At 34.8% G+C, this 12,080-nt stretch carries 10 protein-coding genes and 4 tRNA genes; 4 read left to right on the forward strand and 10 right to left on the reverse strand.

The features are described from left to right. Positions 1-202: 202 nt before the first annotated feature. From EL260_RS02890 to EL260_RS02930, 9 genes are all read right to left on the reverse strand, one after another. Positions 203-982: a T9SS type A sorting domain-containing protein gene (locus EL260_RS02890; RefSeq protein ID WP_123858788.1), complete on the reverse strand. Its 780-nt coding sequence runs from the start codon at positions 980-982 to the stop codon at positions 203-205. A gap of 203 nt (positions 983-1,185) precedes the next feature. Next, the gene (locus EL260_RS02895) at positions 1,186-1,956 is read right to left on the reverse strand and encodes a T9SS type A sorting domain-containing protein (protein WP_123858789.1); all 771 of its coding nucleotides are present in this window, start codon (positions 1,954-1,956) and stop codon (positions 1,186-1,188) included. A 244-nt stretch (positions 1,957-2,200) separates the two neighbouring features. Next, a tRNA-Glu gene (locus EL260_RS02900) sits at positions 2,201-2,275 on the reverse strand. Positions 2,276-2,340: 65 nt separating this feature from the next. Continuing rightward, a tRNA-Glu gene (locus EL260_RS02905) sits at positions 2,341-2,412 on the reverse strand. Positions 2,413-2,493: 81 nt separating this feature from the next. Next, positions 2,494-2,565 (reverse strand) — tRNA-Glu (locus EL260_RS02910). Between the two features lie 9 nt (positions 2,566-2,574). After that, entirely contained in the window at positions 2,575-2,829 is a 255-nt protein-coding gene (rpsT, locus tag EL260_RS02915) for a 30S ribosomal protein S20 (protein WP_002983073.1), read from the reverse strand. Positions 2,830-2,895: 66 nt separating this feature from the next. Continuing rightward, positions 2,896-3,216: a hypothetical protein gene (locus EL260_RS02920; RefSeq protein WP_123858790.1), complete on the reverse strand. Its 321-nt coding sequence runs from the start codon at positions 3,214-3,216 to the stop codon at positions 2,896-2,898. A 501-nt stretch (positions 3,217-3,717) separates the two neighbouring features. Beyond that, positions 3,718-3,789: transfer RNA gene (locus EL260_RS02925), tRNA-Glu, on the reverse strand. A gap of 57 nt (positions 3,790-3,846) precedes the next feature. Beyond that, entirely contained in the window at positions 3,847-5,136 is a 1,290-nt protein-coding gene (locus EL260_RS02930) for an N-acetylmuramoyl-L-alanine amidase family protein (RefSeq protein WP_123858791.1), read from the reverse strand. A 53-nt stretch (positions 5,137-5,189) separates the two neighbouring features. Between EL260_RS02930 and EL260_RS02935 the strand changes: the two genes are divergently transcribed. The 3 genes from EL260_RS02935 to EL260_RS02945 all read left to right on the forward strand — a co-directional run bounded on the left by EL260_RS02935 (position 5,190) and on the right by EL260_RS02945 (position 8,743). Continuing rightward, on the forward strand, positions 5,190-7,775 hold the full coding sequence (locus EL260_RS02935; protein WP_123858792.1) for a putative LPS assembly protein LptD: 2,586 nt from the start codon (positions 5,190-5,192) through the stop codon (positions 7,773-7,775). A 132-nt stretch (positions 7,776-7,907) separates the two neighbouring features. Continuing rightward, positions 7,908-8,288: a RidA family protein gene (locus EL260_RS02940; RefSeq protein WP_045491236.1), complete on the forward strand. Its 381-nt coding sequence runs from the start codon at positions 7,908-7,910 to the stop codon at positions 8,286-8,288. Then, positions 8,288-8,743: a hypothetical protein gene (locus EL260_RS02945; protein WP_123858793.1), complete on the forward strand. Its 456-nt coding sequence runs from the start codon at positions 8,288-8,290 to the stop codon at positions 8,741-8,743. Before EL260_RS02940 ends, EL260_RS02945 begins: the two co-directional genes overlap by 1 nt. 70 nt (positions 8,744-8,813) lie before the next feature. Here EL260_RS02945 and EL260_RS02950 read toward each other — a convergent pair whose 3' ends face one another. Beyond that, complete coding sequence (locus tag EL260_RS02950) at positions 8,814-10,343, reverse strand: trypsin-like peptidase domain-containing protein (RefSeq protein ID WP_123858794.1); 1,530 nt, start codon at positions 10,341-10,343, stop codon at positions 8,814-8,816. A 348-nt stretch (positions 10,344-10,691) separates the two neighbouring features. On the opposite strand from EL260_RS02950, the gene trhO reads away from it, so the two are divergent. Next, positions 10,692-12,062: an oxygen-dependent tRNA uridine(34) hydroxylase TrhO gene (gene trhO, locus EL260_RS02955; protein ID WP_123858795.1), complete on the forward strand. Its 1,371-nt coding sequence runs from the start codon at positions 10,692-10,694 to the stop codon at positions 12,060-12,062. Positions 12,063-12,080: the final 18 nt, after the last annotated feature.

Below are 12,080 nucleotides of genomic sequence, written 5' to 3' on the forward strand. Positions count from 1 at the left end.
TAATCTATGGTTCCCTTCACTGGTATAAAGACCTCTCCATTCTTGATGAGCTAATAATGATTATGTCTTTGATTAAGGTGAGGGATAAAACAATTTTATCCGTTCCAATAAATGAATGCGGTTTTATGACAAAACTGGCAATAGATATAAAATAAAATCGGCAGGCTTGAAAAGCCTGCCGATTCATGGCATGTTTAATTATTTATTTAAGTAAAACCTTACTTGAATGCGTTTTTCCATCCTTAGTCTGAAGTTTTATAATATAAAGTCCTTCAGGTTGGTTGGTTTCAAATGTATTTGAATTTAATTTAGTGCGGAATACTTCTTTTCCGGAAGTGTTGATAAGAGTAACCTCGGAGCCTTCTACTTTTAAATTTTTATCCAAAGTAACCTGTCCGTTTTCACCATGAGCCATAAAGCTGATGAAAGGATCTCTATACTGGTATCCATAATATACCCTAAGCTCTCCTCCTAAACTCAGTAATCCTCCATTTACATTGATCTTGATACGATCATAAGGCTTGTTCATCGTAAGTTCAATTTCCCCTTTGCTTGGATCTGTTCCCCCAAGTATTAAAATGTCATTGTTTAGGTTTTGATAATCATTGTTGGAAACATCTCCATTGAAGGTCTCAATAGATACCCCTCCCAATACCTGTGCACTTAGGGGAGTTCCGTTAGAACCAATACCAATAACCAATTTATTCGTATAAGTACTGTTAGGGAAAATCAATGTTTGTTCGGTGCGTGCCAGCAAACCGATGGATACCTGTAGAACAGAATAATCATTTTCATTAGGACCAATGGCATTCAGAGGGTTTAGTACTCCACAGCCTATACATACTCCATATACCTGATTGTTTTGAGCATTTGCATAATATTTTACAATTTGAGCAAATGACATATTGCTTGTTAGAAATAATAAGCAAACAAAAACGGCAGCCTTAATACTGCGGGAACTCAATAATAAATTAGTTTTCATATTTTAAAAATTTTGATTTTTTAGTTTTATGTAAATTTATAAATAAAATGATTATGTTAATTATTTTATTTCATTTTTTTGTGATGTAGTTATAAATCAATTTTTATAATCTATTTTTTTTAATTATAAAATAATTAAATTTTATTTTCTTGATTCATAAAAAAACGACAGCCTTTTAATGACTGTCGTTTTTTATGAATCATTTATTTAATAATGATTTTTTTAGAATATGTTTTTCCTTCCTTAGTTTGAAGAGTCATGATATAAACTCCTCCAGGCTGATTAGAGTCAAATGTATTGTTTCTTAGTTTTGAGCGGTAAACTTCTTTTCCTGAAGTATTGGTTAATGCAACTTCAGAACCTTTTACAATAACATTTCCACTTAAGGTAACTTGTCCACTTTGGCTATGAGCCATTAACTGTATTAATGGATCCTGATAAGCATAATAGATTCTGAACCCTCCGCCAAGACTTAGCACACCTCCTGTTAAGCCAATTCTTATTCCGTCATAAGGTTTTGCCGGTTTAAATTCTACCGTACCTCTGTTAGGTGTGGCTCCCAGTTTCAGAAGGCTTATGTCGATTGTTCTGCGATCTTCATTAGAACTTCCTCCATTCATGGTTTCAAGGGTTACACCACTTAATAGTTGTACAGATAAAGGAATGTTATCTGTTCCAATGCCTACAACTAGTCTTGTGTCAGATCTAAGATCCGGGAAGATTAATGTTTGTTGAATTCCTCCTAGCAATGCTGTTCCTAATACCATAGTAGAATAATCATCTTCATTACCGCCAACAGCATTCAACGGATTGTCGACACGGCATCCTAAACACGCTACACCAAATACACCTGAACTTTGTGCATGAGCGTAAATTCTGTCCTGTGCAAATGAAAATTGAGCGGAAAATAAACACAATGCCACTATGGCACCTTGCAAAGAGAATTTATTTCTCAAAAGTAAATTAAATTTCATGTTATTATTTTTTAGATGAATAGTTTTAGTCAAATTTAAGGATAATAAGAAGAAGCAAAAAATAATATTTCCATTTTTGGTGATATTTTTAATGAAATTTAATATACCTCAGTATACTCAAGCTTGAAGGTGGTTTTCTTATAAGAATGAGATTAAAGATTCTGGGATCAATATATATAAATTGAGAAGAGGAAAAATGTATATGTATAGAAACAAAAAAAAGGACTTTCGAAAAAATCCTTTTTGGTAGCCCGTAGGGGAATCGAACCCCTCTTACCAGAATGAAAATCTGAGGTCCTAACCGATAGACGAACGGGCCCTCTATCTTCCACTATCGAAATAGTGTGTTAGCTTTTGTTTTTACAAGTATCAACTCTTAATTTGTAGCCCGTAGGGGAATCGAACCCCTCTTACCAGAATGAAAATCTGAGGTCCTAACCGATAGACGAACGGGCCGGTTAGATGGTTTAAGTAATAGCTTTTTTCTACTTTGTTTTTAAAAACCACTGTAAAACTCAGTGGTTTTTAAAAATTAAGTAGCCCGTAGGGGAATCGAACCCCTCTTACCAGAATGAAAATCTGAGGTCCTAACCGATAGACGAACGGGCCGCTATACTTTTACGCTAATTTATTAACGTGCTTTGTTAATTTGCTTTTTAAGTTAGCCGCTTTGTTTTTGTGGATAATATTTTTCTTAGCTAATTTATCCAATAAAGCGATAACTTTTGGCAGTTGCTCTGTTGCAGCAGCTTTGTTTTCCTCATTTCTTAAGGCTTTCAATGCTGTTCTAGCAGTCTTGTGATAATATCTATTACGAAGTCTTCTAGTTTCGTTCTGTCTGATTCTCTTTAATGCTGATTTATGATTTGCCATATCGTTCAAATGTGAGTGCAAAACTATAAACTTTTTTTTAAACTACCAAATTAATTTTGAAAAAATTTAATTTTCTTCTGAAAGGTACTTTCTAAGCTTATTTATTGCTTGTTCTATTTTTAAATTTTCTTGTTCTTTTTCTATTTTTTTGATCGTATTCCCTAGCATGATCAGTGCATTATTCCATTCTCCAGTGGTATTGGTGAAAGTGAGTGCATCTATTGTCACTTCAAAAGCAACCCTTTCTCCAGTCCTGTAAAGTCTGAAACTGATTTTATCATCTCTGCCTGTAATCCCGTCTTCATTGATTTGTAAATCGTAACTTTTTGGGTTAGAGTGGATTTTCTTAAAAAGCAACTTTGCTTCTTGTATTTTTAAATCCGGCATGATATAAAATTTGATAGTCTGTAGAAAACTACAGACAGGGGGTTATCAATAATATCTTTCATCAGTGTTACCATATTTGTCTGACAATTATGGTTAAATTTATTAAAAAATTTTTGCAAATATAAGGCTTTTGTGAGATATAATATAAATAGAATTCTTTTTTAAAAGAAAAATCATGATATTTTTATTTGAATAATAATAAATATCACTGTACCAGTAATCTAGAAATTCATGTTTTTTTATTGCTGATGCAAACTAAGTGGTAAGTTCTAATAAGAATTGGAAAAAAGGATATTGCATTTATAGTAGATTTACCAATAAAAGAATATTTTTTGTAGTCTGCTAACTAGAATTTCTGCTTAAAATAAAATCCATCGGTTTATTTTCACTGAAAAATCGGGTTGTATTGGGAAGATAGTAAATGGCGAAAATGGGATTACTGATTGATCGTATAAAAATAAAAAAAAGAGAAACGATAAGTATCATTTCTCCTTTTTTTTGTAGCCTATAGGGGAATCGAACCCCTGTTGCAAGAATGAAAATCTTGAGTCCTGACCACTAGACGAATAGGCCAAATTTTGAGGTTGCAAAAGTAGAAAAACCTTTCTTAACTTCAAAATTATTCTTTAGTTATTTGTAAACTTTTTGAATCACCGTATTCTTAATTCCTTTGGCTTCAACCTCTTTCTGTAATTTTACAGCATCTTCCAGAGTATAGGCCTTTCCATAGGTGTAATAGAAAACGCCACTGTCTTTCTCTCTTTCCACGTCTTTAAGATTCTGAAGGATATATGAATTTCCGTTCAGTTTCTCACCGGTATACACTTCCAGTGTATAATAGCCCATACTTATTCTCTGATTAGGCATAAATCCTACCGCGAAAGCATTTCTGAACCCGGCATCTTTAGCTGTTTTAAGATTAATGTCTTTCACAGAAGCCATATTGGTTACCGCATAATAGTATTTGTATTGTCCGTTTTCTTTAAGCGTAAGAATATAGTTCAAACCTTTCAGTGCAGGATCATTCTCATTATATTTCGTAGGAGAACTCATCAGTAGTATTCTGAAATCATTTTTCAAGGGAACTTCTGCCGGTTTTTCAGGTTCTTGTTTTTTTGCAGTAAAAGAAGATCCACCAGATTTTCTGTCAATTGCCTTCTTATAGTCAATAATCGCATTATAGATACTTTCTGCAATTTCCTCCTGACCCTTTTCAGAAGCAATATAATGACTTTCTTCAGGATGGTTGATGAAACCTGTTTCTATCAGAACAGAAGGCATGGCATTCATACGGAGAACGTGAAGGTTCTTCTGGAAAACTCCTCTTGAAGATCTTTTATCTTTATTCACAAAGTTATCCTCTACCAATCCGCCTAAAAGAAGACTGGACTCAAGATATTTACTCTGTTGCAGTTTTAATGCAATTAAAGATTCTGGAGAATCCGGATTATAAGATCCGAAGGTCTGTTTATCTTTTTCATCCAGAAAGATCACATCATTCTCTCTTTTAGCAACCTCCAGGTTCTCATTATTCTGGTTAGGTCCCTGTACATAAGTTTCCGTACCATAAGCTGTAGGTCTTGCAGAAGAATTACAGTGAATGGATACAAATAAATCTGCCTTACTTCTGTTAGCCAGGTTGGTCCTGTCGGATAAAGAAGGGTATTCATCAATCTTTCTGGTGTAGATAACTTTGAAGTCTCTGTTTTTTTCAAGCATGGCTCCCACTTTTAAGGTAATGGCGAGAGTAATGTCTTTTTCTGCAATTCTTCCAATGTCCGAATAGGTCCTATTGGCTCCATGATCACTTCCTCCGTGTCCCGCATCAAGAACTAGTGTAAACTTCTTTTGAGAGAAAACAAAGTTGCTGATTAAGAGAAGGAGAAATGATAAAATTATTTTAAAATTTTGTTTGCGCATCTTACAGTTATAAAAATTATATTAATTTTGGGCCTTAATTATATAGAACAAAATTGGCCAAAACCGTCCTCAAAAATATATTACAAATTTTAATTATCCTAATTTTTAACAATTTTTTAGCACAGAAAACCCCTGAAAAATTGCCTAAAAATGTGGTTAATGATACTATTTCCAAAAAGGATACCATTGTTGCGAAAAAAGAAGCTTTAGATGATGTACTTCACACAAAAGCAGACGATCAGCGAAGAGATATCCCTAAGAAAATGACATTTCTTAACAAGAATGCCCAGGTAAAATATCAGGATATGCAGATTGATGCAGATTATATTTCCATTGATGATAATAAAAACCTGATTTATGCCAGAGGAAAACTGGATTCTTTAGGAAAGATCATAGAACCTGTGGTTACTACCCAGGCCGGAAAGAAATACGAAACCAACGAATTCAGCTATAATACAAAAACCAAACAAGCTATCGCTTTCAATGCTAGAACAGAGGAAAGTGAAGGGGTAATTATAGCCCAGAAGACAAAAAAATATAACGATTCGGTGTTTGCGATGAGAAAAGCAGATTATACAACCGATGAGTATTTCGTTAAGAAAAAAGATACAGCAGCGGATTATTTTATGAGAGCATCTAATATCAAGCTCATAAAATCAAAAAATAAATCTCAGATTGTTACAGGACCTATTCAAATGTATATAGAACAGGTTCCTACACCACTGATTATGCCTTTTGCTATTTTGCCATTTTCGGATAAAAGAGCAGCCGGTATTTTGATTCCAAGTTTTGGAGAAAGGGAAGATGTAGGATTTTTCCTGAATGGGATTGGATATTATCAGCCGATTGGGGAACATTTTGACCTTAAAGTGCTTGCTGATATTTATACCAAAGGGAGCTGGAACTTGCGTCCACAAATGAATTATCAGAAAAAATACCGCTATTCGGGGTCTTTCAATGCAGACATAGGAACTGTCATAAGAGGGATCAAAGGGTTGGATGATTATACTAAAAACAGTACGTACAGGATCAGCTGGTCGCATTCTCAGGATTCAAAGGCTAATCCTTTCCTTACCTTCAGTGCGCAAGTGGATATGGTAAGTACAAAGTTCTATAATAACCCACTTAACAACAACTATATATTCAATCAAAATGTATTGAATACCAGCCAGAATTCAACAGTAACACTTACTAAAAGGTTTTTGAAACTTCCGGTAACGATTACAGGAACAGCCTCCTACTCACAGAACTTTGCAACAGGATTCTCAGATCTTCGTCTTCCGCAGATGAACGTAGCTGTAAATCAATTTTATCTGTTTAAATCGAAATCCGGCGTAAGACAAGGACTTCTTGAAAATATTACAGTAAATACAGGTTTTAACCTTACAAATTTTGTCAACACTCAGGAAAATGAGTTGTTCAAAAAGGAAATGTGGGATAAAATGCAGACAGGTCTTAAGAACAATATCGCTCTAGCAACCAATACTACCTTAGCTAAATATTTTACATTTAGTTTAAGTGCGAATATTGATAATGCTTTAACTACAAAAACTTTAAACAGATATTATGATCCTATAAAGAATGTAACAGTAGATGAAATCAATAAGAACTTTGCAGGATATTCTTCATTTTCTACTACTGCCAGTCTTCAGACAACATTGTATGGGATGATGAAGTTTAAAAAAGGATCTATTGTAGAAGCAGTGAGACACATGGTGATTCCAAGTATTGGATTTACTTACTCTCCAGACTTCTCAAGCCCTGGTTTTGGATATTACAAGAACTATTATAATGCAACCGGAGCGCTTACGCCTTATTCCATCTTTGAAAAAGGAATTATTGGAAGCCCTTCAAATAGTCTGGTTGGTGCATTAGGATTCAGTATAGGAAACAATATTGAAATGAAGGTGAAATCTAAGAGTGATTCTACCGGAGTAAAGAAAGTGAAGATTTTTGAATCTTTAAACCTTACAGGAAGCTATAACTTTGCCGCAAAAGATCATCCTTGGTCTATTTTCAGTATCAATGGACAGTCTTCTTTCTTTAATAATAAACTTACCGTTAATACCAGTCTTTCTCTTGATCCTTATAAAATTGAATTTATTCCGGGACAGGATCAGGGAATAAGAACAGAAAAATTTGGAGCTTTCGGTGTACAAGGATTCAATGTTCAGCTATCTTATCCTTTAAGCAGTGAAATCTTTGGAGAAAAGACAGATTATGCGAAGAAATATGCTTCAAAAGGTGAAGTCCGAAATGAAAACTATTATTTTGATGATGACAATTATTCACGTTTTGATCAAAGCTGGACATTGAATGTTAATGCCAATTATGCTTATTCAAGAGGGACTAGCAGAATTGGAAGTAAAATTGCATCTGTAGGTCTTGATGGAAGTATTAAGCTTACTCCTTATTGGAATGTTACTGGTAGTACACACTATGACTTGGTGACTAAAGAGCTAGCCTATACAAGAATTGGTTTTTCAAGAGATCAGCGAAGTTTTACCATTAATTTTAACTGGGTACCATTCGGACAGTATAAAGTGTATGATTTCTTTATCGGGATCAAAGCCAATATCTTAAGCGATGCATTGAAGTATAAAGATAGAAGTTTTACACAGCCAAATTCACCTTTCTAATATCAGATTGGCATTTGCCAATATAAATTTTATATTTGCAACCAAAATAAATCTAACGAAATTATCATGAAATTGCTTAACTTATCGTTGGTAATAGAAAGATAGTTTTATTAAAAAAATAAATATCCGTATATGAAACAAATAATCAACACAGTTAATGCGCCTGCAGCTATCGGCCCATATTCGCAAGCAAATATGGCAAACGGAGTTTTATACATCTCCGGACAAATTCCTGTAGATCCTGCAACTGGTAAACTGGTAGAAGGAATTGAAAAGGAAACCCATCAGGTAATGAAAAACCTTGAAGCGATTCTTACAGAGGCTGGAATGACTTTTAAAAATGTTGTAAAAGCAACAATCTTCCTGAAGAGCATGGATGATTTTGCCGTAATGAATGATATTTATGCTTCATATTTAGATGCAGAAAGCTATCCTGCACGTGAAACTGTACAGGTTTCTTGTTTGCCTAAAAATGTGGATATTGAAATTTCTATGATCGCACATCAGGATTAATGAACTTTATAAGAAATACATTTGCGGTATTGATAGGTCTTGGTATAGCAGGGCTTATAATTACTCTAGGTATAAGGGCTTTCCCGCAATGGGTTACTTTTGAAGCTTTTGCTCCGTTTGAGCATTGGCAGAGATTTCTTTTCAGTATGAAAGACGATAAGGCCTTTTTTGGCTTTCTTTTGTTTGTTTCCGGACTGGGAACTACCATTGGTGGAGTAGCAACGGCAATCATCGTTAAATACGCTAAAGTGGCCTATGCTATTCTGATCGGTTTTATCATGCTTTTTATAGCGATGCTGGATGTAATTATATTTCCTTATCATCCTACCTTTTATAAGATCTCCATCTTTCTTACTTTTTTCCCGTTTTCCTGGATTGGAGGTAAGATTGTAGAAGTGATCTATGAACGGAACAAACAGAAAAGAATCGCTGAGAAAATGAATAAATCCAAATAAATAAAAAAACGCTGCAAATATTTGCAGCGTTTTTCTTTTGATATGAAAATAACTATTGTTCTGTTATTGATTAAGGCATTTTAAATCCTTTCGTGTACATTCTTCCATAGTCATCTACGAATTTCACCTGTACATTACCTTGGTATTTATTCAGTATGTTTTCGATGTCTTTTTGTGAATTCACCGGCTTACCATTAATTTCAATGATAATATAATTGTCTACGATTCCTATCTTAGCCATTTCGCCTCCTTCCGATACATTTTTACTAACTACACCGCTAGTCAGTCCATATTCAGTTTTGAACCTTTCAGTAAGCGGATCAAATTCAGCTCCGATTTTTTCCGTTACGCTCAAATCAGCTTTAGTTCTGGTAGAAGTTCCCCCTTTCTGGTCTCTTAATGTAACATTTGCTGTAGCTTCTTTACCGTTTCTTGAATACGTTACCTGAACTTTATCTCCAGGACGTTTGCTTCCAATTGACATCGATAGATCAGCAAAATCTGAAATATCATAGCTGTCTATTTTGGTAATGATATCTCCTTTTTTCAGACCGGCATCTTCTGCACCGCTATTATCACCAAATCCTGTTACATATACTCCAGAACCGGACTTAATATTGGTTTTAAATTGTTTATTATAGGCTGCAACTTGCTGGTCATTGGAAAGGTCTAATGACGAAACGCCTAGGAATCCTCTTTGTACAATACCAAACTTCTTAATATCCTCAACAATTTTTCTTGCTAAGTTAGATGGAACCGCAAATCCGTATCCCTGATAATATCCTGTTGTAGATTGAATCGCAGAGTTGATCCCGATAAGTTCACCGTTAGTATTTACCAAAGCACCACCAGAGTTACCTGGGTTAATGGCAGCATCTGTCTGAATAAAACTCTCAATTGGATTACTTGCTTTTCCTTGGCTTCCTAAGATACCGATTCCTCTTCCTTTAGCAGAAACAATACCTGCTGTTACAGTGGAGTTTAATCCCAGTGGGTTTCCTACTGCAAGTACCCATTGTCCTACATCAATATTGTCAGAGTTAGCAAAATTTAAGTAAGGAAGTCCCTTTTCTTCAATTTTTAATAGAGAGATATCTGTATTGGGGTCAGTTCCCACTAAAGTTGCGATATATGATTTTTTGTTGCTCAGAACAACTTCCAGTTTGTTGGCACCTGCCACTACGTGGTTGTTTGAGATGATATAACCATCAGGAGAAATGATTACTCCAGAACCCATCCCTGAAGGCATATTGTCAGGAGCCTGCTGTTGCTTTTGCCTTTGCTGGCCTCTTCCTCCGAACGGATCCCCGAAGAAATAATCGAACAGATCCTGCTCAGTAGCTCTGCTTGCTGTTCTGCTTTGATAGTTTTTAATAGTAACTACAGCCGGAACAGTTGTTTTAGCTGCTTTTACAAAGTCATCACCTACTGCTCCTGTATTCATTCCTGCGAATGATGTATTAGGTGCGGATGTAGTGAAAAATGATTGATCTCCATTATTGGAACCGTGTCCGAAATATTGTATAGTTCCAACGGTAGTAGCTCCGGAAATAACCCCAACTACTGCAAATGGTAATAGTTTTTTTAAAGTACTCTTCATTGTATATCTTTCTTGTTTATTAATTAATCTTTTTTTTGTTTTTGACTAAACAAATTTAATGTTAAATAAGTAAGCAATTAGTATGCTATGTTTCAATTTTAACTAAAATTTAACGGCCATTATATCATTTTATGCATTATGTCATAATTGTTAAGCCCTGAGTTAACAAAAATTAAAAAAAAATTAAAGAAAATGTGACAAAATGTTGCCATAATAATACCAACGTAAAAAAATAATTTCATTACTCATGATAGGTAGCTGTCAATTATCATTTAGCTTATGGAAAGGCGTTAATTTGAAAATGTTTATCTTTGCAAAAATATTTTTCTCACTTAAAACGTTTATAGCATGCAACTGTATAACACCTTAAGCGCAGAAGAAAGAGCTAGACTTATTGATGAAGCTGGTAAGGAACGTCTTACTTTATCTTTCTATGCGTACGCTAAAATTGAAGATCCCAAAAAATTTCGTGACGACTTATTCATAGCCTGGAATGCCCTTGATGCTCTTGGCCGTATTTATGTTGCCCATGAAGGAATTAATGCTCAGATGAGTGTTCCTGCGGAACAATTTGAGGCTTTCCGCGATACGTTAGAAGTGTACGACTTCATGAAAGGTATCCGCTTGAATGTAGCGGTAGAACAAGACAATCATTCCTTTTTAAAACTGACCATTAAGGTAAGACATAAAATTGTTGCAGATGGTCTGAATGACGAAACTTTTGATGTAACCAATAAAGGAGTTCATTTAAAAGCTCAGGAATTTAATAATATGCTTGATGATCCTAATACCATCGTGGTTGATTTTAGAAATCACTATGAAAGTGAAGTAGGGCATTTTGAAGGAGCGATTACGCCTGATGTTGAAAACTTCAGAGAAAGTTTGCCTATTATCAATGAGCAACTACAGGATTTTAAAGAAGATAAAAATCTATTGATGTATTGTACCGGAGGGATCCGTTGTGAAAAAGCCAGTGCCTACTTCAAACATCAAGGGTTTAAAAATGTGTTCCAGCTGGAAGGCGGAATCATTGAATATACGCGCCAGATTAAAGAAGATGGAATAGAAAGTAAATTTATTGGTAAAAATTTTGTATTCGATCACCGTTTAGGGGAAAGAATTACAGATGATATTATTTCTCAATGTCACCAATGTGGAAAACCTTGTGACAATCATACCAATTGTGCCAATGATGCCTGTCACCTGTTATTTATCCAGTGTGATGAATGTAAGGCGGCAATGGAAAACTGCTGTTCAACAGAATGTCTGGATACCATCCATTTGCCTTGGGAAGAACAATTGAAATTAAGAAAAGGGTTGCAGGTTGGAAATAAAGTGTTCAGAAAAGGGAAATCTGATGCGCTGAAGTTTAAAAACTCAGGAGATCTGCCTAAAGCGCCTTTAGCAAAGGCGGAAACCAAAAATATCCGCCAGAAAATATCGGTTAAAAAAGTTTTGGTTGGAAAAGCAGAACATTATTTCTCAAAATCAAAAATCGGGCAGTTTTTAATTGAAAACAAAGAACTTTCAGTAGGAGATAGAGTGTTGGTTTCCGGACCTACAACAGGAGAACAGGAACTCACAATTACTCAGATTTATGCTAATGGAGGTCCTTGCGAAACAGCAAAACAGGGAGATCAGATCACTTTTGAAATTCCGTTTAGAGTTCGTTTATCAGACAAACTGTATAAAATTCTTGAACCTTCTGAAAACGTATAAAGTATAAAGAAGCTGTTC

Origin of the sequence: Chryseobacterium nakagawai, from assembly GCF_900637665.1 — a bacterium.
GTDB lineage: Bacteria > Bacteroidota > Bacteroidia > Flavobacteriales > Weeksellaceae > Chryseobacterium > Chryseobacterium nakagawai.